Genomic DNA, 22126 nt, shown 5'->3' on the forward strand with positions numbered 1-22126 from the left:
ACGGGCATTAGTCAAGTAATTATAGCACTAACCTGAACGAAGTTCAGCGAACGTCTTTAGACGTCGCTGGAGAGAAACGGCTTACAGCCGGTGTACAAGCCACCCGTTTTCACGGGTGGTTATGACTTTTGCATTCGATTTGTTGGGAGTATGATTTCTTATGGTAGTGGTTTACCAGGAGGGATCTTCCTCCCCATGTTGACACTGGGGGCTCTTTTGGGAATGGCCTTTGGCTTGATTCTAGAACAGTTTCACCTGATTTCAGGAGATGCCCTCCCGCTCTTTATTGTTTTAGGAATGGCAGGGTATTTTGGGGCTATTTCAAAAGCACCGCTGACTGCCATGATTCTAGTGACGGAAATGGTGGGGGATTTAAAGCAGCTGATGACCATCGGGATAGTCACGTTAGTTGCCTACATTGTGATGGATTTGTTGAAGGGAGAACCGATTTATGAAGCCATGCTGGCTAAGATGACGATTTCACATATGACGGACATCGTTGAGCCAACCTTAATGGAGATGGTTGTTTCAGATAAGATTGCTGGCAAAAAGGTAAGAGAATTGTCTCTGTCAAAAAATATCCTTATTACGACTCAAATTCATCACAGCAAGTCCGAATTGGTAGACGGTGATACGATTTTGCACGCAGGAGCTACTATTTTTGTGGTGGTGAATGAGAGGGAAATGGGGAGGGTCAAAGCCTTATTGATGTAGAGAACGAATAGAAAAAGGAGAACGAATGGATAAAATAAGCGCTAGCTACCAACATTCTTATGGACTGTGCCTGCATTTGGCAATGGTAGGGGTCATTATTGGGCTACTCGCTGGAATCGTTGATACTATCTTCGGTCGGGTGTTACTGTATATAGGGGATATTCGCTTAACCGCCCTCCCTTATCTTCTCCCCTTTTTGGGGTTAGTAGGGGTCGTGATTGTCTTTTTTTACCAGCGTTTTGGTAAGGAGGCACAAAAAGGGATGGCCTTGATGTTTGAGGTGGCATACGGTGAAAGAAAGACCATTCCCTTGATCTTGATTCCTTTGGTTGTGATGTCAACTTGGCTGACCCATCTTTTTGGTGGGAGTGCAGGTAGAGAAGGGGTGGCAGTGCAGCTTGGAGCGACCATTGCACATCGCTTTTATCCTTATTTCACCTTTCCAAATGCTTCCCAAGTACTGGTGGTGACAGGGATGGCTGCAGGCTTTGCCGGTTTGTTTCAAACGCCCCTCGCAGCCTTATTCTTCGGTTTAGAAGTCTTGATGATTGGTCAGTTACAGTTGTACGCCCTCATTCCCTGCTTATTTGCAGTATATACCGCCAGTAGCCTTTCGAACCTTTTAGGTTTGGAAAAATTTTCGCACCTCCTCCCTCTTACACAGACCATTACAGTGGAGGTATTTTTGAAATGCGTGTTGCTAGGGCTTTTGTTTGGAATGACGGGAAATTTATTTGTCTATCTGCAAGGTTTGTTGAAAAAGCAGGCTGCTGCTTATGTGAGAAATCCCTATTGGCGGATTGCTTTGATAGGCTTGGCGCTCAGTTTGGCGCTTAGCTTGGCTCATTTTGGACGCTATGCAGGCCTTGGAACCAACTTGATTGAAGCTAGTTTTTCGACCCATCATATCTACAGCTATGATTTTCTGCTGAAATTACTTTTTACTACGCTGACCTTGGTGGCTGGTTTTCAAGGTGGAGAAGTAACTCCTTTGTTTGCGATTGGTGCCTCACTGGGCGTGGTTCTTGCTCCTATTTTTGGACTTCCGATCGAATTGGTAGCCGCTGCTGGTTATATCAGTGTGTTTGCTAGTGCGACGAATACCTTGCTTGCTCCTATATTGATTGGTGGAGAAGTTTTTGGATTTCAGAATCTCCCATTTTTTATCATTACCATTATTATCAGTTACATACTTAATTTTAGTCAATCCATCTATGGAGCGCAAAAAATCATACGTATTAGGGAGGAAGAATAGGGGAGGTTGGGACCAAAGACCCAATCTTTCTTTTTTGAAGATATTTTAAAATCTACTCTATTTCGTTAGGGTCCGAAGGCGTTACGAAAGAAGATGTCATACTAGACTGAAGAAAAAGTTTATTTTCTTCAAAATGATTATTTTATTATGATACTTTACTTAGGTAGCACGGACGGCAGCAACTCCCTACGGGATTTCATGCCTAGATTTTGAGCCTGAGTCTCAAAATCTCCGAACACCAGAAACATAACGTTTCTGGTGTTTTTTGCTACGGCGTAAAGTAGCGGTTATGAGCTCGCTTCGCTCGCCTTTTCACGAAGAGATAAGAGCACTGATACTATCCTTCGATATTGACATTGACAAATTTTCTCAGAGATACTTTGTCTACAACCTGAAATTAGCGGTGCTAATCTCCTATCCCACCTTTCACAATTCTTAATTGTGAAAGCTAGTCTACTGTTGATTTTATTGAGTATTAAAGAGTATTACAGCCGAATCAAAATTAAAAAATACTTGCAATCTGATAAGTTTGTGATACAATATTGACTATAAGGTTGTCAGGAAGATGACCAAGTCAAAAAGGAGAAAAATGATATGCCAGCAATTTCGTTGACCCCAGAACAGTTAAAGTCTGAAGCTCAAACTTATACCAATGCTTCTGAACAGTTAAAAGATGCCATTAATAAGGTTTCAAGTGCAAATGGTCGTCTTCAAGGACAATGGCAAGGTGCGGCTTTCCAATCTTACTTGGAACAATTCCAACAATTATCAGTAAGCGTAACTCAAATGGAACAACTTCTTGAAAGTATCCATGCACAACTGAACCAATATGCAGATACTGTTGCTGAGCGTGACCGTCAGGATGCAACTTCATTTGGCTTGAACTAATCATCGGTAAACGGCGCTTCGAAAGGGGCGTTGTTTTTTGCTAATCATAATAGGAAAAGGAACAATGAATAGTCCTCATAAAGGAAAACGATACTTAAAAATGTTAACTGCAATGGCATGTGTATCCCTATTATCGGGTTCTCTTGTTTATTTTGCATTAAAGGATCAGAATCTTCACTATTCAAGTGAAAGGAAGCAAACTGCTAAGGTTCAATATGCGCTTGTGAATGAAGATAAAGGCGCAAGGTTTGAAAATACTGATTATAATTTAGGTTCGGATTTTGTGACCTTAATTAATCAAGATACGGAGAATAATTGGGAAACGACCAGTCGCAGTGTTGCTGAAGCGGGATTGAAATCTGGTCAGTTTGATGCTGTGATTACTCTTCCATCAGACTTTTCTGAGAAGTTGTTGAGTTTAGAGAGCGTTTCTCCAGAAAAAGCCATTGTTTCTTATCAGATTCGCGAAGGGCAAAACGAACAAGCTAATCAGGCTGTTCACAGTCAGGTGAATACGGTCTTACAAGGATTTAATCAACGGGTGGTTCGGATGTATTTTTCGAGCATCATTCGGAATCTTTCGGATGCACAGACTAATGTGAATCAGATGGTAGCTACGGACTCGTCTCAAAATACGTTTACCATCTCGAATATTCAGACGCCATTTTCTACACTACCAGATTCATTTAGAAGTACCCAATCCATCGCAAACAGTCTGAAGACGGATAATGAACTCTTTAAGACCCAGCAAGAAGCTTTTGTTAAATCAGTCGCAAGTAGTATGGAAGCGAATAACAATTCCTTAGATGCTTCTGGGAAATCGCTTGAATCTACAACAGGATCTGTAAATCAGTTTGCAAAAGAAGCTAACACTCGTCTTGAAAAGTCAACTGACCAGTACAAGGAGCAGTCTGAAAAAGATAAAGCTGCGTTAGAAAAGCAATGGATTGACGATCAGAAACATTACTTTGACCTGTACGATGCTCTTTACACTGTTGGAAATACGAAATTAAAGGAATTACAGTCTTCAGATACGGAGATAGGTTCCTTCATGGCTGATTTCAAAGCTAAGGCGGAGGAGTACAAAGTTGCCCAAGGTAAGGTTAAGGAAAATCTAGAAGCACAAATTACGTCTCTGGAAAAAGAAGCGATAGATTTGCTTTCTCTTAAAGAGACTATTGCTGAGACCTATTATGGATCTAAAAACTTAAGCGATCAGACAGCCACGGATAAGGATGTTCGTTCAGCTATTTTGAATTTAATGACGAAGCCTGGAAACCGAAGTAAACTCCCTAAGCAGTACATTGAAGCGATTACTAGCCGTCTGCCACTGATTTCATCTGGAGATTTGAGTGACCTCATCGCTAAATTGGAGCAAGATAGATTGATTTCATCCGATGAGGCAACCACTTATCGGAATGCACTGAAAATTGTGGGTAGTTATAGTAGTGAGTTAGGAGGCTCTTTGGGACAGAATGAAACCTTTAAGTATCTGTTCTCAACGGATGCTATGCTCAATCCAGCAACCTATTCCATTCACCAGACATTAGAATTTGATCCGTCAACCGGTAGCCAGACAGTCCAGTTGAGCATAGATGATGCAAAGATGGGGAATCTTGAGTTGGAAGGTGTGATGAAAGATTCGCTTGAAGTTTCTATCCGTCAACAATTAAAAGATACAGGCTATAATGTAACTGCTACAGTATCTGAAAATACGATTCAGGTCACGTTTATCAATGAAAGAACTGAGCCAACGACTCCTGTAAGCTCTCCAGATTCAGGAACATCAAGCACTCCAAGCACGGATACAAGTGGCGCTACAGCAACTACAAACGCTACTTCTGCAAGTGCAAGTACGACAACTCCGCCAACTACTTCGCCAGACGTCAATCAACCTACCTATTCAACGCTTCCTAAAAAGGTGAGTGTCACAATTAGTGGTCAGATAAAGTGGAATTTATCTGATGATGTAAAAAAGAATTCCTATAATCAGGTGGGTTATAGTTGGACAGATGGAATTTCAGTTCAAGCAGTTGGTCAGTTATCTGTCTTTAATGGTAAGTATGACACTTTAACGGAGGACTTACCTGTGATTCTGAAAAACTTCCAAAACCTAGACTTTACTGCTCAACAAATCGTGACTCTCTTTGCATCGCCAGCAACAAGTTTGGATATCAATCAATTTGCCAGTGCACTTTCTACGGGTACTCTTGTGGAAAAAGCAAGTCCAGATTCTGTCTATAGTCTCTACAACAACCTAACGGATGATGAGCGTGCTTCAGAAATATCGGAGGTCTTAGTCACTAAGTACCAACTTGCGGGAGATAGTTTATACAAACAAGTAGACCAGCAGTTGAAGGATGTAATGGATATTCTGGGTGAAAAAGATAATCCTAAGGAAGGTACTCTTCGTCAAGTGTATCAGTCTCTCCCAGACTCAGATTTACTTGTCAAACAAGCATCTGCTTTAAATACTTGGTATGGGGAGATGAAGAAGGTCTTAGACGAAGCTCATAATCAATGGAAGGATTCTGAGAAAGTTCCTTATGAGTCGGTTGTGAATGATCAAAATCCACAACCTGAAAAGATGGACACATCTAAGCTGGAAGAAGAAGTGAAGTCGCTCCTGTCTCAATATGATAGTTTACGAGATAGTTCTAAAAAAGCGGCACAAGCTACGGCATATGGAGCTGCTCAGGTACGAGATATCTCCCCACAAATCCAACAGTTGAGTGAGACAACAGAGTCTGTTCAAAAGTCCGCAGATGGTATACTTTCTAGCCTGAATCAGAGTGTGAAGGAAACAAGTAGCACGGTTGAGAAAAATACCTCTTATGCGGAACAGTTTGGAAAAGTACTTGCCAATACGAAAAGTGGAGGATCTGATAATAAGCAAGTGTTCAATTTCTTATCCGATCCCATTACCACCAAAGTCACAGAAGGTAAGGCACAGTCAGTAAGTCATATTTCTATCATTCCTTATTATATGACCTTGTTGTTATCGGTTATCTCCTTTATCATAGCTATGACGCTTGGACGCTTTGTTAAAGGTGGACAAGAAAAGGAAGAAGCAGATCTTTTGACGGCGAGAAAGTGGGATTTGAAACTGACTAGTTTCCTACCTACAGTGGGAGTAGCGACTGTAGGTGCAATTCTATTTTCAGGGGTAACACTAGGAGTGGCAACAGCTGCTAATGGAGTTTTGTGGTTTGTTTATAGCTTTGCGTTAATGACTGGATTTATTTTAGTCTTATCTTATGGCTTGAGGAAAGCTCCGTATCTGACGTATATCGTATCTGCCTCCCTCTTAGGCTTCTATCTCTTATTGACTCCTATTTTGGGAGTGACGACTCAGTCAGGAAGTTTCCTCAATCTCTTGTACCGACTTTCTCCATTACAAAATATTGAAAATGGCTTTAGTTATCTCTTGGTAGGTGGTAGCTTAAGTGTTGTAACAGTTCTTCTCCTGTTATTATTTGTAGGAATCGGAGTTAGTCTCAATCTCTTTACAAGAAAGAAATAGTTCAAGTGAGGATCCGTAAGGATCCTTTTTGTCTTCTTGTGAGAGGGTGCAATTTATAGTATAATAAAGTTATCTTTACTAAGTGGGAAAGGAGACTTATGAAGCGGATTCAAGCCATCTTTGGTTTGTTATTGTTGTGTCTGTCTCTTGCTTCAAGAAATGCTAGAACAGATGACGGCAGTCTTTCCATCAATAATCAGACCATCTACGATCAAGGGAACAGCCCTCAGACAACTAAGTCTAAGAATATTCCAGAATTATTTTTAGAAGATAGTGTGAATAAAGAAAAGCAGATACAAAAAGCACAGCAGGAGAAAGTTCACCAAGCGCAGTCCTCTCTGTTTATGGGTAGTAAAGATACCAATAGCTTTCAGAGTCAGGATAAGGTGACGCGTGGCTTGTTTCAAGCGGATTATAAGGCAGATGAGGCAATTTTGACTGGTGAGAGTCCTTCTAGCAGTTCATTGCCTACTTGGCTGACTACTTTAGGACTTGGAATAAGCCTACTTAGTGTTACCTATCTAGGTGTCTGGCTGGGGAAAAAGTACTCAAAGGTACTTCGTTTCAAGAAGGAGAATGTATGATGAATACAATTACGGTTGGTATAAAATGGAGAAATCAAGTGTATGATTTGAAACTTCCAACACAGGTTTCATTTAAAAGGGTGAAAGAATTGATATGTGAATCGTTTGCAATCATGAATCAAGAGCTACCAAGTCACTTTGATCTCCGGGTGACTAACAAAGCAATCGTCCTTTATGATGATGATCAGGTGGCTGATTTTCCTTTGGGCAATGGAGATCAATTAGAAATTGTGGGAAGAGAGAAATGAAAGTACAAGAGACAAGTATTCAATCCAAGTGGTCGAAAGAGGCTGGAGAATTAGAGATTAAATTATACGCTAATCAATTTCAACTGAATCGGATGAAGCAGTATCGCTTCTTCTTAGAAAGTAAAGTCCATTTAGCTCAAGGAGTAGTGAAAGAAGAAACAGAAGAGGTCCTTCTTCTCTCTTACCACATTCCAGCAGGTTATCAGTCAATTCGAGAAGCTGTTGCAAATAAAGAAATTCTTGAGTGCCTCCATCTTTTTCAGAAGTTACAGTTTTTAAAAGAAACTGTTGATCAACCAATGAAACCCTTTATCCATCCCGATAATCTATTTGTGAGTGGGGAAAGTGTTCTTTTAGGACATAGAGGGGTGACAGAGAGTGTGGTTCCTTTTTCGCTCACGAAAGAGGACTTGTTAAAGCAATATAAGGCTTTAGCTGTATTCATGTTACAACCTAAGCTCAACTTCGAGGAGTTAATTGATAGTCTTGCGGCGGTTAAAAATGCCTTTGCGGAAAAACTTTCTACAGCAGAGACATTTGATGAAGTGGATTCTCTCATTGGTGAGCAGGCTCATATCCAAGAAGAAAAGCGTCAAAAAGAAAAGCTCTTTGTATCGAAAAGGAACTATCAACTATTTAAATGGGGGTCTTTGGGACTCGCTGTTGTGACGGTTGCGATGGGAATTGGAATGGGAATCTATGCCTTTCACGTGGTGCCTAAGCAGGATAAAATCATTCAGGCTGAGACTAGCTACATTGCCAAGGATTATACAGCAGTAGTAGAAGGACTCAAGTCAGAAGAACCCAATAGCCTCCCAAAGGGGGTTCAATATACACTTGCGGCTAGTTCGTTAGAACTAGATAATCTAACCCAGGAACAAAAAGATGCTGTAGCGCGTAATTTGTCACAGAAGTCTAGTGAGAATACACTTTCTTATTGGATTTATATCGGTCGTGGCGAGCTTGAAAAAGCGCTTGATATCGCTCAAAATATTGGGGATATTCAGTATATTCTTCATGCATATACCAAGCTCTATGATCAGGTCAATACGGACAGTACCATGAGCGGGGCAAAAAAACGAGAACTCCTTGAAAAGTATCAAAAAGAAATTGATCAGTTACAGGAACAATTAAACGGAAGTTCAGAGACAGATAGTGCATCGAAGGAGACTAAAAATGGCAACTAGGGACAAACAAGCAGTTTGGAGTCAAAAGCTGTCAGATGAAGCAGTTCTTTGGCATGTATTTTCGTTTAAAGAACGCTTTGAGTACAAGGAGTTGACCGAAAGAGAGTCTTCACTAGACATTGGAGGGAGTTACCTTGCATTAACCGAAAATGGTCTTGAGAAGGATGGCATCTCTTGGTCTGGTCAGGAGGAAGGGGATTTGCTAGCTCTTCCACACGACCTCATTCAGATTCATTCCCTTGCTTATCCTAAGCAAGACTTGCTCTTTTCTAAGGAGAAGAAAGCAGATGTTTCTCTAGAAAGTCAGGCTCTCCTTTATCTGAAGATTCAGGATAAAAATAACTATCGCTTATCCGGATTATCTAATGGAGCGAGAGTTTATCTGAACGGACAAAGACTGGATGAGGTCGAGGCGCTTATTCAAATAGGGGATATCTTGGTCGTAGATTATTTCCTCTTCTCATTTCGGGAACATCAGATTCATTTCTTACCTTTGAGTGGACAATATAGCCTCCAATCTCATTGCTTGTTTGAAGAGCCTTATCGCTCTGAGTTTCCACATGGGTTTCCTAATTATCGCAGAAGTCCACGGATTTACCTAAAAGAGCCTGAGGATAAGGTGGAAATCAATTCACCAGCGCCAGAAGAAAAACTCAGACGTGGTGAACTATGGCGAGCAATCGTACCACCTGTTGGGATGCTGGTCATTAGCGGTGCCTCTAGTGTCTTTATGCAGAGGAATGCTCTGCTTATGATGGGAATGGCCAGTGCTAGTCTTTTGACAGCTGGATTTTCAGTATCCAGTTATTTTACGAACAAAAAGGAAATCAAAGAGAAGAATCAAAAGCGTAATGATGACTACCAAGAGTATCTTTTAGAGACAGGGAGCCAATTAAGCCGTCTAAAGGCTGAACAAAAGAAGGCGTTGACTTATAACTTTCCGTCTGTTGAAGAACTGGTTGATTTAGTGGAGAGTTACAATCCACGGATTTATGAAAAAATGTCTACCAATGAGGACTTTTTAAAAGTTCATTTGGGAACAGGAACTATTACTTCTAGCTATACCTTGCGTTTTCAGCCTACCAATCGCAAGGAAGACTGGAGTCGTTTTGTCGAGCAAAAGCTTGTGCAACCGCATGCTAAGCTAGAGGAAGCTCCTATTGTCTTATCTTTACGCGAACAGGCTTTGGGACTGGCAGGAGCAGTTCCGGTCCTAAGAGTCGCTGTGCAAACTCTATTGTTTCAGATTGCGGCGCTCCATTCCTACCATGATGTGGAGTTTGTAACCTTAGTCTCTCCAGAAGAGTACGAAAAGCATTGGAAGGAATGGCGTTGGCTGCCACATGCGCAAATGCGGAGCTTCAATTTGCGAGGTCTCATCCATGATGATCAGACTAGAGATATGGTCTTGACCTCTTTCTATCAGCTGTTGGTCAAGCGTCGTCAGGTTGTCCGGGAACAGAAGCAGGAGCAGGTCTTCTCACCGCACTATGTTTTGACGATTTTGGATGAGTCGTGGTTGTCTGGACATGGTCTGAATGAGTTTTTAGCAGAGGACATGACCCAGTATGGGGTAACGGTCATCTGGGGAAAGGAGAGTCTTAATATGTTGCCCGAGACGGTGACGGCAGTGGTAGACTACCAAAATGGAGAAACGGCCAAGCTCATTAATAACCATCACGTTTATGTCAACCAAGACTTCAAACCCAATCGTCTGCCTCAAACAGGTAAGCTAGAAGAAGCTATTTACCGTCTAGCGAATCTCAATCATATCGAGGTAGAGAAAAACTCAATTCCAGATACAATCTCCTTTATGGAACTCTACGGTGTCAAGCAGGTCGAGGAATTGGCGCTTGAAAAACGCTGGCAGATGGCAGATACCTCTAAGTCCCTAGCTGTACCTCTAGGTGTTCGGGGGAAGGATGATATTGTGCTACTCAACCTTCATGAGCGCACCCATGGTCCACATGGATTGGTAGCAGGGACTACAGGTTCTGGTAAGTCTGAGATTGTACAGAGCTACATATTATCTTTAGCCCTTAATTTTGCGCCAGAAGATGTCGGTTTTCTCCCGATTGACTTTAAGGGAGGTGGAATGGCGAATCTCTTTGCCAAGCTACCTCACCTGATGGGGGCTATTACCAACTTGGATGGAGCTGGAACGGATCGTGCATTGAAGAGTATCCGAGCGGAACTCCAAAAGCGACAGCGCCTCTTTGGGAAATTTGGTGTGAATCATATCAATGGTTATACCAAGCTCTATAAAAAAAGGAAGGCACTTAGCGATCCAGAAGAGAAAAAGGCCTACCCGACTGAACCCTTGCCTCACCTTTTCCTCATCTCAGATGAGTTTGCGGAGCTGAAGCAAAATGAGCCTGAATTTATGGCAGAGCTGGTCTCTACGGCACGTATCGGACGTTCTCTAGGAGTTCATTTGATCCTTGCGACACAAAAGCCATCTGGAGTGGTGGATGAGCAAATCTGGTCCAACTCTCGCTTTAAACTAGCGCTCAAGGTCGCAGATCCTTCTGACTCAAACGAGATTATTAAAACCCCAGATGCGGCTAGTATCACTCAGCCTGGTCGTGCTTATCTTCAGGTCGGCAACAACGAAATCTATGAACTCTTCCAATCTGCCTGGAGTGGAGCGGAGTATCAGCCTTATAGCGATGAAGGCAATCAAGTAGATGAACGGATTTGGCTGGTCAATCAGCTAGGGCAAAGCGAACTCTTGATTGACGGAAATGACGGAGATTACTCGTTTGAAGAGACGCAAGAGCAAAAAACAGAGCTGGAAGCTGTGATCGATTATATCAGTAAGGAGACGGAGCGTCTGCAAGTCATCCTCCCTGAAAAGCCGTGGCTACCGCCTCTTGGAGAAGAGCTAGTAGGAGAGGTGATTGACCATCAAGCAGAGTGGGTGAATCCTCGTCAACTCTCCATTCCACTAGGAATGCTGGATCTGCCAAGCGCTCAAAAGCAGGAGGTCTATCACTTTGATATCGAGGAGTTGGGTAATACCGTCTTATATGGGTCCCCGGGCTTTGGAAAATCAACAGCTCTTCAAACTATCCTCATGAATCTAGCACGAAAAAATACGCCAGAGCAAGTTCAGTTCAATCTCTTTGACTTTGGGACAAATGGTCTTTTGCCAGTCAGAGAGCTACCGCATGTAGCAGATCTGGTGCGACTGGATGAGGGAGAAAAGCTCATCAAGTATCTGAAGCGTCTGGATGGTCTAATGAAAGAGAGGAAGGCCCTCTTTGCAGAGGCTGGAGTGTCTAGCTTATCGCAGTATGAGCAAAAGACCGGTCAAGCTCTCCCTGTTCTTCTTAACTTCTTTGATGGCTATGACTCGGTACGAGAAAGCCCATTAGAGGAAACCATTGAGTCAGCTGTTAACCAGCTTCTTCGTGAAGGAGCTAGTCTGGGAATCTATACTCTGATAACCGTACTCAGTGCTAGTAGCCTGCGTTTACGGATGAGCTCGACTATTCCCAATGCTTTGAGCTTCTATTTAGTAGAAGAAGGGGCGCTTCGGACGGTTATGGGCCGTGATGCTTTGCCAGGTCAGGAAATTGTCGGTCGCGCTCAGGTGACACAGGAAGAAGTCTTGGAGTTACAAGTCTATCTACCAGTAGAAGGGAAAGACGATATTGAGCGCCTTTCTCGCCTGACAGCGGAAATCCAAACGATGAATCAAGAATGGCTAGGTTTACGTCCAAAAGCAGTGCCTATGTTGCCAAGCAAGATTTCTACGAGCTTCTTTGGGGAGCACGAGGGAGTTCAAGCTATGTGGCAAAGAGGAGAATTGCCAATCGGTTTTGATAAGGAAAGTACGCATCCAGTTGGTTTTGTACCGAAGCGAGATGGCTATTTTGAACTTCTCTATGATACCATGCAGCAGTTGGAATATGGAGAAGCAGCGCTTCTTACAGGTCTAGAAAAGATACCTCCCCACATCAAGAAGTTCTTGGTGGATCCGACAGGAAACTACCATCAGTCGGAAGGGTTGTTCGACGAAGTGTTTGTTGGAGAGGGAATTCCTGGCTTCTTTATGGATATGCAGGCTGAGGTGGATGTACGCACGCCAGCTGATTTGGCTCATCCAATTTACATCTTGATTCCAGAAGCACAAGCCCTCAGCAAGATTATGAATCTCAAGATGACAGAAGATGCTTTTAAAACTCTCTTACACAAAGGAGGGGCAGTTGGCCTGCACTTCATCTTTATGGGTGAGTTGCGTCAGATTGTCAATGGCTATATGGAAGTTGATAAGATTCTCAAGGTCAATGTGCCTGCGGGCTGTATCGGTATTCGTTTCCAAGACCAGAATGTTGTATCGATTAAGAGTAGCTTTACAGAATCCGTGGTTGGAGTAGACGAATACAATTACTTTACTAGCCGAGATGGTTATCGTATTAAGCTTATCAGTGAATAAAAGCGAGTCGTTTGACTTGCTTTTATTTGTGGTTTTCTTTCTAATTCTTAATGGTAAAACATTGAGATTTTTGATATAATTCTATTAATTATAAGGTATAGTTATAAGGTATAGTCAAAAAGAGGTGTAAAGATGAGTGATTTTGAAGAAAACCGGCTTGCCAGTAATGCGTATAATCGAGCGCAAGCTAGTTGCTATGAAAGTTTGGCAAATCAGTACCAGAAGGCATACGATAAGAAAAAAGCAGAGGTTGAGCAGTTAGAATCTGCAAGAAAAGAACTCTCTAAGCAAATTCAATCTTATAGTGAGTTTCGTAATACAGTCTCTCAATATTCTACAACTATTTCTACAGATACCTTTAAAGGGACAAGGCGTGATACATTTGATAAGACTCTATCAGAAATTGCGACAACGATGAATACGCATCAGAATAGCCATGAAATGAATCTGGCGCAGTTAGATATGGAAATAGCCAAGCGCAAATTGGAGTTAGGAGATTTGGCTAGTGCTATTGGAAGTGCCTGGAATGCAGTTGAAAGTTTCTTGGCAGCTATTTTTTAGGGAGTAGTACAAATGGATAAAGTAGGAATAAGTTCGGCCTCTTGGCAAAGTGTTGTCACTTCAGCACGCACTAAGGTAGCATCTATATCAGATATTCAAGTGACAAAGATTGGGAAAAACACATTGAATCGGATGAAGGCTTTTGAGACTCTTCAAGAACAAGCCAAGGAAATTCTGAGTGATTATAAAGATTTTGAAATGGAACGTACTTCTCAAATGATTACGGTGGGTGAGAAGATTGTGGCTGACGATAAAGCCATGGCAGGTCAGTTTGATAAGAATACAGCCAATGTGAGGTTTCAGTGATGGTTCAATACGATAAGAATAAGATTTTTACGAGCATTATTACTAGCCGTACGAGAGAGGCATTTGAGGTAAATGACACCTTGATTCAGCTTGGTCAACAACTAGGAATGCGTCCGCAGATTTTGAAAGGGCTTTATAAGGCTCTGCGAAAATTAGAGGATGTCTATGAGTATGTGCCAAGTTTCGGTGCAACTTTTACTTGTCATTTTGATTATGAGAAGCAGACAGCTCAAATCCATTACAATCAACTAGAACAGCTCTTTTCGATAACCGACTTACAAGATTTCATGGGGATTGTCGACAGTGTCTACAGTCCTATTTATCCTTTAGGTTCTGTCGTTGAGTTAGATTTGGAGTTGTTACCAGAGGAACTCCAAAAAAGTTTGGCAGAAGGACCAGGTCCACTGGTTACGATTTCAGGGCGCAAGATGCCACTTCAAGAAGGTTTCGATGACTATGTGGTAGATTATCTAGCTCGCATCTGGCCCTTGGGTGAGATGCCTGGAATGGATGCTTTTTTCGTTAGTAACATGATGATTGAGCGGCTTCGTTTTGAAGGCTATAGTGACGAGTGGGAACGTCAGTTCACCGAGGATGTTTTGAGAGCTACACAGCTCTCCCAGCAACAAGTCTCAACAGCCTTCATGCGTAGTGAAGATTTTGTACGGTATTACGAACCCTATTTGCAGACGGAGGATGACTAATGGGATTTTATGTGGATATCGCAGCACTTCAGAAAGCACAAGAAGCCTATATGAAGATGGTGGCGACTGCCCAGAGTCAGCTCGATACTGCGAAAAGTGGGATGAATGCCATCATCACCAGCAACTCCATGTATGGGGAAGTTGGGAAAGCAATCACGAATGAAATCAATAATGTCCATAACCCTGTGATCGTTGGCTTAAAGAATGGCTTAGAATTTCTAGGTTCTGAGTTTTCCCAGACGATTACGGACTTCCAGACTCTTGTTGAAGAAACTTCTACCACGGCAGTTCTAGCAGAGGAGACTTTGGATGATGCGGTCAAAAAATTGGATGAGGCAGATGAACAACACAAGACCATGGATACGAACTTCAAGAGTATCTATGATGGTATTTCGAATCTCTATCAACTGAGTGCCCCGCTAAGCAGCACCTTCTATACCAATACCCAGACAGCACGGCAGTATGTTCAGGATACGAAAAATAAGGTTCTAGCCTTTGATACGATGACCTCAACCAGCAGTACTGAGCAACTGTTTAGCGCCTTAAGTAGCCAGATGGCAGCTGCAGGAAGCGTAAAGAGTTTGAGTTATAGTGATCCTATTTTGACGAGCTTTGTGGGGTATGATGACCTCGGTCAAGCGATTTATGAGATGGATCAGCAGTATGCGAAAGCCAAGGCAGAAGCGATTGAGGCTGCTCAGCGCAAGGCGGAACAAGAAGCAGCAGAACGGGAAGCCTCTTATCGGCGTCACCACCCCCTCCAAGCCTGGCTGAAGGATTGTTCTGATGAGATTGGTTCGTGGTGGGGGGATGTCGTTGAGGGGACACGGAACCTATCGCTTCCTCAAGGAGTGAAGGACACGCTCCTGTTTACGGAAGGGTTTATTGGTGCAGCTGGAAGTATGATTTCAGAGACTGCGATAGGTGTAGTTGATTTCAAACAATTCATTGATATTGCCACTATTGATGGCGTTAATCGTCTGACAGGTGGGCAAACTCCAGAGTGGATGAAGCGAGACTTGAAAGGGACAGTAGATAATCTGTCTAGCCTTGTAGAATTAGGAGTAGGCATCCATATTGCTCTGACTGATCCAGTAGCGGCTATACGTGGACAGGTTCCCAATGCTAGTTATATGGATAAGGCTGCTTATCGTGCTCAGCAGACAGGGAAGGCTCTCTGGCATAAGCTCACCCACATGGATGCCTATGATGTAGGAGGCCTGACTTTCGAGATTGCCAGTCTTTTTGTCAGTGCAGCAGCTGTAGGTAAGGTGGCTAAGGGGACGAAGCTTGGAGCTAAGGCCGCTGAGATGATTAGCTTAGCCAAGAACAGCACCAAGGCCAGAATCCTCGCCACTGTCGAAAAATGGGGCTCAAAGGTTGACAATATCCTAGCGAAGAGCAATCCTGTCATTCGTCAATTTGGAGAGACATTATTAGACACCCGAATTCCAGCAGGCCTCCGTCAGGAAGCACTTTCCTTTGCGGATGAAGTGGGCTCACTGTCTGCCTTCAGCGATGAGAGCAAGACGCTGCGTGAAGTCATGCACTTCTCTAGCCAACATGTGGATGATGTGGCAGAGAACAGCATTAAGATTTTTAATCAGCCTCTCTCCACTGTGGAACGTTTTGATGAAATGGATATTATTAAATATACAAATACAATGAATAGTAAATACACAGAAGATGACATTGCTAGATTAACTGAGTTAACTACTCACAATGCGGAGGCGGATACTGCCTTACTTGGGTATTTTGAACCTAATAGTGTAAACTCATACGAACAGATCGCTCATGCCAATGGCTGGACTTACTTCGACGCAGGGAATGACGGATGGAATGCAATTTGGAAAGTTGATAATGAATTAGCATATAAAGTTAACGATGAATTTTTGCTAAAACAAATTCAGGAAGGGAAAAATTTTATTCTAACTTCTGATCCATATAAAGCTCGTGAAATAGCAGATTTGACTGGTAAAGGATTTTCATATGCAAACGAGATAGATATTTTAGCAAATAATGGATATAAAGTTGAGAATTTTGGCAATATATGGAGGGCATATAAATGAGTGAGGAATATTTACCAATCAAGAAAAGTTTAGGTTATAAAGAAGTTAGTTCAGCTTTAATGGAAGTATTCTCAATTAATCTAGGTGACCTATCAATTCGTGAGGGCGAATTTGAGAATTTTACTTTTAGTTTTACATATAAAGGATGTGATATGAATATATCAATAACTTCTACCGAAAAGAATAAGCAATTTGGGTATGGAGAAGGAGGACATTTTAGTATTTCATTGCCTAATCCTAAATATCCTAACAACTCTTTTTTAAAAAACATATATTTTCATAATTTATTATCTGATGAAGTCTTAATTAATGATGTTAAATATGCCTTTGGTAAAAAAACTGGATCTATTAAGCGTGCATTAATCACCTTGAAAAATTATCTAGATTCTGAATGTAATAAAAATCTGGGGGATTAGGAAAACTAGAAAGTTATTCTAGCGATATCGGATTTGCATTCACATTGCCTAAAAGTACTTGAAAATTAATTTCATCAAGTGCTTTTACTGTGTCGGTATCCGTCAGGAGGCACTTTCCTTTGCGGATGAAGTGGGCTCACTATCTGCCTTTAGCGATGAGAGCAAGACACTGCGTGAAGTCATGCACTTCTCTAGCCAACATGTGGATGAGGTGGTAGAGAACAGCATTAAGATTTTTAATCAGCCTCTCTCCACTGTGGAACGTTTTGATGAAATGGATATTATTAAATATACAAATACAATGAATAGTAAATACACAGAAGATGACATTGCTAGATTAACTGAGTTAACTACTCACAATGCGGAGGCGGATACTGCTTTATTAGGGACTTTTGAACCTAATAGTGTAAATTCATACGAACAGATAGCTCATGCCAATGGCTGGACTTACTTCGATGCAGGAAATGATGGATGGGAAGCAATGGCTAAGGTTGATGGAAATTTGGCATATAGGGTCAATGATGAATTTCTGTTAAAACAGATTCAGGAAGGAAAGGATTTTATTCTTACATCCAATCCATATAAAGCAGAAGAACTATATCGAACCAAAAAAATTGGGAAATCATTTCTCAAAGAATTAGATATCCTATCTGAAAATGGTTATAAAATAGAGTTACATGGAAAATATTGGAGGGCTTACAAATGATTACGGCTAACTATTTACCTATAAGAAAAAGTTTGGGATATAGAAACGTTAAACAAGCTTTGATGGCTATTTTTTCAATTAATCTAGATCAATTATCAATTATCAATGGTCAATTTGAAGATTTTGGTTTTGTCATAGAATATAAGGCAATCGAGATTGATATGGGAATTTCTGCAACAGGAAAAAATCTACAATTTAATATTGGAGAAGGAGGAACTTTTGATATATCTTTACCGAATCCAAAATATCCAGAGAGTTCATTTATGAGTAGAAGATTCTTCTATAATTTTATTGAGGATAGTAGTGTAAAAAGCAAATTAGAATATGTCCTTGGTAAAAACGAAAAAGACATTGAATACGCTATGCAAGTTCTGAAAGATTATCTAGACTCAGATGAAGTAAAAATATTATTAGAAAAATGAGTGATATTATCAGTCATGCCGATTCATCATATATAAGCCCAAGTTATTCGACTTGAGCTTATGTTGTAGATTCAAGTTCATGAAAAACCTCTTCCAACTGTGGATTGCTTTAGAGAAGCAGATGTTGTTAATTATGCAGATACTATGATTGACGTTAGTCAAGGTGATTCAAGAATTCTGGAAGACTTATTGGGACTTCATCCAGGAGATTTAGGGGATTCACCAGTCATCATAGATATTCCAAAAGAATCAATCCATAACTTAAAAGTCCCAAGTGGAAATGAGAAGTCGGCATTTGATGGATACTGGAAACCAGGAGGAAGAACTTATCCCGGTAATATGCCAGAAGCTGTTATTGATGAAGTTCCATGGGGAGAATATACATTTAGACCATTAGGAGGAAACTAAGATGGGCATTACCAATATTACATGGGAAGAATACGAAACGTTCAAGAAAGTAGAAACACCAGATAATCTTTATATCCGAGAACATAATGGGAATTACTATACTTTTTTCGAGCTTGGCATAGCTTCTGTCCGCCGTGTTTTTGAGATACAGGCGACTGACTTTAATGAGTATTTATCAGGAAGGCATTCTGCGGAGGACTTGCTTTTTAAATCACAAAATGATGCTTGGCCACCTAATGTGTCACAAGAGGAAGCAAATAAGATTTTTTGGCGAAAACATATTGATGTTTTAAAAAATAATGCCGCAGCACAAAGGCATTTTACTCGCCAAGAGCTAGAAGAATTATTACCAGAAGGTTCAGAAATTCTATCAAGTAGTGATGATTAAAATAAATTTGATATGGAACATAGTCAATTAACATGGGAAGATTTCAGCCAATATGAAGAAATTCCAGGATATGGACAACATGTTTGGCGAAGAGGAACAACCTACTATTTTGTTACTGAAGAAGGTGGTATCGCTGTCCAACGGGTAGTGTATGAGTTGCCACCAGATTTGTTTCAACTATTGGAAAGCGGTCAAAGAAGTCTGGGGGATATTCATTATAAATTAAGAGAAGATGCTTGGCCATCAACGGAAGAGGGGATAAGAAAAACGAGAAAAAGGATTATAGAAGAAAAATTAACACCTTTAATTGCCAATCCAACAAGTTGGGACCTCTTTACCCAAGAGGAACTAAAAAAACGAATCCCTCTAGCAGAACAAAAATGGATTGATTGGAAGGGCAAACTTCCAGACAATTATAGTAATCCTCTTTAGGTTCTGTCGTTGAGCTAGATTTGGAGTTGTTACCAGAGGAACTCCAAAAAAGTTTGGCAGAAGGACCAGGTCCACTGGTTACGATTTCAGGGCGCAAGATGCCACTTCAAGAAGGTTTCGATGACTATGTGGTAGATTATCTAGCTCGCATCTGGCCCTTGGGTGAGATGCCTGGAATGGATGCTTTTTTCGTTAGTAACATGATGATTGAGCGGCTTCGTTTTGAAGGCTATAGTGACGAGTGGGAACGTCAGTTCACCGAGGATGTTTTGAGAGCTACACAGCTCTCCCAGCAACAAGTCTCAACAGCCTTCATGCGTAGTGAAGATTTTGTACGGTATTACGAACCCTATTTGCAGACGGAGGATGACTAATGGGATTTTATGTGGATATCGCAGCACTTCAGAAAGCACAAGAAGCCTATATGAAGATGGTGGCGACTGCCCAGAGTCAGCTCGATACTGCGAAAAGTGGGATGAATGCCATCATCACCAGCAACTCCATGTATGGGGAAGTTGGGAAAGCAATCACGAATGAAATCAATAATGTCCATAACCCTGTGATCGTTGGCTTAAAGAATGGCTTAGAATTTCTAGGTTCTGAGTTTTCCCAGACGATTACAGACTTCCAGACTCTTGTTGAAGAAACGTCTACCACAGCAGTTCTAGCAGAGGAGACTTTGGATGATGCGGTCAAAAAATTGGATGAGGCAGATGAGCAACACAAGACCATGGATACGAACTTCCAGAGTATCTATGATGGTATTTCGAATCTCTATCATCTGAACGCTCCGTTAAGCAGTACCTTCTATACCAATACCCAGACAGCACGGCAGTATGTTCAGGATACGAAAAATAAGGTTCTAGCCTTTGATACGATGACCTCAACCAGCAGTACTGAGCAACTGTTTAGTGCCTTAAGTAGCCAGATGGCAGCTGCAGGAAGCGTAAAGAGTTTGAGTTATAGTGATCCTATTTTGACGATCTTTGTGGGGTATGAGGACCTCGGTCAAGCGATTTATGAGATGGATCAGCAGTATGCGAAAGCTAAGGCAGAAGCGATTGAGGCTGCTAAGCGCAAGGCGGAACAAGAAGCAGCAGAACGGGAAGCCTCTTATCGGCGTCACCACCCCCTCCAAGCCTGGCTGAAGGATCGTTCTGATGAGATTGGTTCATGGTGGGGGGATGTCGTTGAGGGGACACGGAACCTATCGCTTCCTCAAGGTGTGAAGGACACGCTCCTGTTTACGGAAGGGTTTATTGGTGCAGCTGGCAGTATGATTTCAGAGACTGCGATAGGTGTAGTTGATTTCAAACAACTCATTGATATTGCCACTATTGATGGTGTTAATCGTCTGACAGGTGGGCAAACTCCAGAGTGGATGAAGCGAGACTTGAAAGGGACAGTAGATAATCTGTCTAGCCTTATAGAATTAGGAGTAGGCATTATTGCTCTGACTGATCCAGTAGCGGCTATACGTGGACAGGTTCCCACTGCTAGTTATATGGATAAGGCTGCTTATCGTGCTCAGCAGACAGGGAAGGCTCTCTGGAATAAACTCACCCACATGGATGCCTATGATGTAGGAGGCCTGACTTTCGAGATTGCCAGTCTTTTTGTTAGTGCAGCAGCTGTAGGCAAGGTGGCTAAGGGGACAAATATTGGAGCTAAGACCGCTGAGATGATTAGCTTAGCCAAGAACAGCACCAAGGCCAGAATCCTCGCCACTGTCGAAAAATGGGGCTCAAAGGTTGACAATATCTTAGCGAAGAGCAATCCTGTCATTCGTCAATTTGGAGAGACATTATTAGACACCCGAATTCCAGCAGGCCTCCGTCAGGAAGCACTTTCCTTTGCGGATGAAGTGGGCGCACTGTCTGCCTTCAGCGATGAGAGCAAGACACTGCGTGAAGTCATGCACTTCTCTAGCCAACATGTGGATGATGTGGCAACGTCAGCGGCGAGTAAGTTTAGTTTGAATGAGCTTGAAGCAGATGCTGGGGCAATAATTTCCAGGTATGATGATTTATATATATATGAGTTCAATGGAACAACTAACCCTGGCCCCTTGGCTGACATAAGTTCCAGACCTAATCGCAATTTTTATGGTGGTCGCTATAGTATGAAAAAGTTGGATAGTGATACTGTGTTATATAGAGCAGGTAGTGGGAATAATCCGATGGGGCAGTGGTTTACGACTGAACCACCAATTTCAAGAGCGCAGGTAAGAATTGATACTGCAGTTAAAGATATTTGGAAAACTCCAAATGGAGTTTTCACAGGACAATCTCCTATTGATAAAGTATATGAAATAAAAATACCTAAAGGAACCATAATATATGATGGACCAGTAGGAAGCCAAGGAGGTATTTATCAAGGAGGATTAGATAGAAGACAGATTTTTATAGATTCGCCATGGAATATTGAAGGTGTAGAAGTATTGGATTCATGGTCTATTAAACCATAATTCATTAATATTTGATGAGAGGTGTATTATGATGAATGAGGACATTATTGAAGCAATAAATGAGTTGAAGAAACTAATTGATAAATTTAATATTTATGGGGTACAGATTCAGGTATCTTACTTAGATAGCTTAGAAGAGCAGTTAGTAGAAGGAGCTGAATTGACTACAAAGCAAAAAATAACGGTATATAACCAATTATTTCCACCAAGAGGAGGACTATCAGATATAAATTATTGGCATGATAATTTTGAAGTAAGAAAGCAGGTTAATGAACAATTAAGTAAATTAAAAACAAAAATTTCCGATTATTTATTTTATGATTGAAATTATGAAGTCCATATTGCCAATGATACTGAGTAACTGCCTATGATTTATCGAATATGATTGAAGCAGGTAGTGATTGACC

The 22126-nt window shown here is 41.5% G+C and carries 20 protein-coding genes and 1 pseudogene; all 21 read left to right on the plus strand.

What is annotated here, in order from left to right; translation table 11 throughout:
* Positions 1–126: 126 nt before the first annotated feature.
* A pseudogene (locus BVE84_RS09230) lies at positions 127–714 on the plus strand (TrkA C-terminal domain-containing protein); the annotation flags it as partial.
* Positions 715–796: 82 nt separating this feature from the next.
* Positions 797–1969 (plus strand): chloride channel protein, encoded by a 1173-nt coding sequence (locus tag BVE84_RS09235; RefSeq protein WP_228062241.1) that lies wholly within the window; start codon positions 797–799, stop codon positions 1967–1969.
* Positions 1970–2563: 594 nt separating this feature from the next.
* Positions 2564–2857, plus strand: coding sequence for a WXG100 family type VII secretion target (locus tag BVE84_RS09240; protein ID WP_076996737.1), 294 nt, complete (start codon positions 2564–2566; stop codon positions 2855–2857).
* A gap of 64 nt (positions 2858–2921) precedes the next feature.
* Positions 2922–6380, plus strand: a complete 3459-nt coding sequence (esaA, locus tag BVE84_RS09245; RefSeq protein WP_076996738.1) for a type VII secretion protein EsaA — start codon at positions 2922–2924, stop codon at positions 6378–6380.
* 98 nt (positions 6381–6478) lie between these two features.
* A complete protein-coding gene (locus BVE84_RS09250) occupies positions 6479–6964 on the plus strand; it encodes a type VII secretion protein (protein WP_076996739.1) in 486 nt (161 codons plus the stop codon).
* Positions 6961–7212 (plus strand): EsaB/YukD family protein, encoded by a 252-nt coding sequence (locus BVE84_RS09255; RefSeq protein ID WP_228062240.1) that lies wholly within the window; start codon positions 6961–6963, stop codon positions 7210–7212. Before BVE84_RS09250 ends, BVE84_RS09255 begins: the two co-directional genes overlap by 4 nt.
* Positions 7209–8399, plus strand: a complete 1191-nt coding sequence (gene essB, locus BVE84_RS09260; RefSeq protein ID WP_076996740.1) for a type VII secretion protein EssB — start codon at positions 7209–7211, stop codon at positions 8397–8399. Before BVE84_RS09255 ends, essB begins: the two co-directional genes overlap by 4 nt.
* Positions 8389–12840: a type VII secretion protein EssC gene (gene essC / locus BVE84_RS09265; protein WP_076996741.1), complete on the plus strand. Its 4452-nt coding sequence runs from the start codon at positions 8389–8391 to the stop codon at positions 12838–12840. Before essB ends, essC begins: the two co-directional genes overlap by 11 nt.
* Positions 12841–12972: 132 nt before the next feature.
* The gene (locus tag BVE84_RS09270) at positions 12973–13401 is read left to right on the plus strand and encodes a DUF5082 domain-containing protein (RefSeq protein WP_076996742.1); all 429 of its coding nucleotides are present in this window, start codon (positions 12973–12975) and stop codon (positions 13399–13401) included.
* Positions 13402–13413: 12 nt separating this feature from the next.
* Positions 13414–13707: a type VII secretion protein gene (locus BVE84_RS09275; protein WP_076996743.1), complete on the plus strand. Its 294-nt coding sequence runs from the start codon at positions 13414–13416 to the stop codon at positions 13705–13707.
* Positions 13707–14411, plus strand: coding sequence for a DUF4176 domain-containing protein (locus BVE84_RS09280; protein ID WP_076996744.1), 705 nt, complete (start codon positions 13707–13709; stop codon positions 14409–14411). Before BVE84_RS09275 ends, BVE84_RS09280 begins: the two co-directional genes overlap by 1 nt.
* The gene (locus tag BVE84_RS11185) at positions 14411–16480 is read left to right on the plus strand and encodes a T7SS effector LXG polymorphic toxin (RefSeq protein WP_244157403.1); all 2070 of its coding nucleotides are present in this window, start codon (positions 14411–14413) and stop codon (positions 16478–16480) included. Before BVE84_RS09280 ends, BVE84_RS11185 begins: the two co-directional genes overlap by 1 nt.
* Positions 16477–16896: a hypothetical protein gene (locus tag BVE84_RS11030; protein WP_076996745.1), complete on the plus strand. Its 420-nt coding sequence runs from the start codon at positions 16477–16479 to the stop codon at positions 16894–16896. Before BVE84_RS11185 ends, BVE84_RS11030 begins: the two co-directional genes overlap by 4 nt.
* Before the next feature lie 58 nt (positions 16897–16954).
* A complete protein-coding gene (locus BVE84_RS09300; protein ID WP_228062242.1) occupies positions 16955–17602 on the plus strand; it encodes a hypothetical protein in 648 nt (215 codons plus the stop codon).
* On the plus strand, positions 17599–18024 hold the full coding sequence (locus BVE84_RS09305; protein WP_228062243.1) for a hypothetical protein: 426 nt from the start codon (positions 17599–17601) through the stop codon (positions 18022–18024). Before BVE84_RS09300 ends, BVE84_RS09305 begins: the two co-directional genes overlap by 4 nt.
* A 144-nt stretch (positions 18025–18168) precedes the next feature.
* Positions 18169–18432, plus strand: coding sequence for a hypothetical protein (locus tag BVE84_RS09310; RefSeq protein WP_076996746.1), 264 nt, complete (start codon positions 18169–18171; stop codon positions 18430–18432).
* A gap of 1 nt (position 18433) precedes the next feature.
* A complete protein-coding gene (locus tag BVE84_RS09315) occupies positions 18434–18820 on the plus strand; it encodes a hypothetical protein (RefSeq protein ID WP_076996747.1) in 387 nt (128 codons plus the stop codon).
* A gap of 12 nt (positions 18821–18832) precedes the next feature.
* Entirely contained in the window at positions 18833–19252 is a 420-nt protein-coding gene (locus BVE84_RS09320; RefSeq protein WP_076996748.1) for a hypothetical protein, read from the plus strand.
* Positions 19253–19305: 53 nt separating this feature from the next.
* On the plus strand, positions 19306–19626 hold the full coding sequence (locus BVE84_RS09325; protein ID WP_244157405.1) for a DUF4176 domain-containing protein: 321 nt from the start codon (positions 19306–19308) through the stop codon (positions 19624–19626).
* Entirely contained in the window at positions 19626–21719 is a 2094-nt protein-coding gene (locus BVE84_RS11035) for a T7SS effector LXG polymorphic toxin (protein ID WP_179098514.1), read from the plus strand. Before BVE84_RS09325 ends, BVE84_RS11035 begins: the two co-directional genes overlap by 1 nt.
* Before the next feature lie 28 nt (positions 21720–21747).
* On the plus strand, positions 21748–22044 hold the full coding sequence (locus tag BVE84_RS09345; RefSeq protein WP_228062245.1) for an ABC transporter: 297 nt from the start codon (positions 21748–21750) through the stop codon (positions 22042–22044).
* The last annotated feature ends 82 nt before the right edge of the window (positions 22045–22126 follow it).

Source organism: Streptococcus azizii, from assembly GCF_001984715.1.
Classification (GTDB): Bacteria; Bacillota; Bacilli; order Lactobacillales; family Streptococcaceae; genus Streptococcus; species Streptococcus azizii.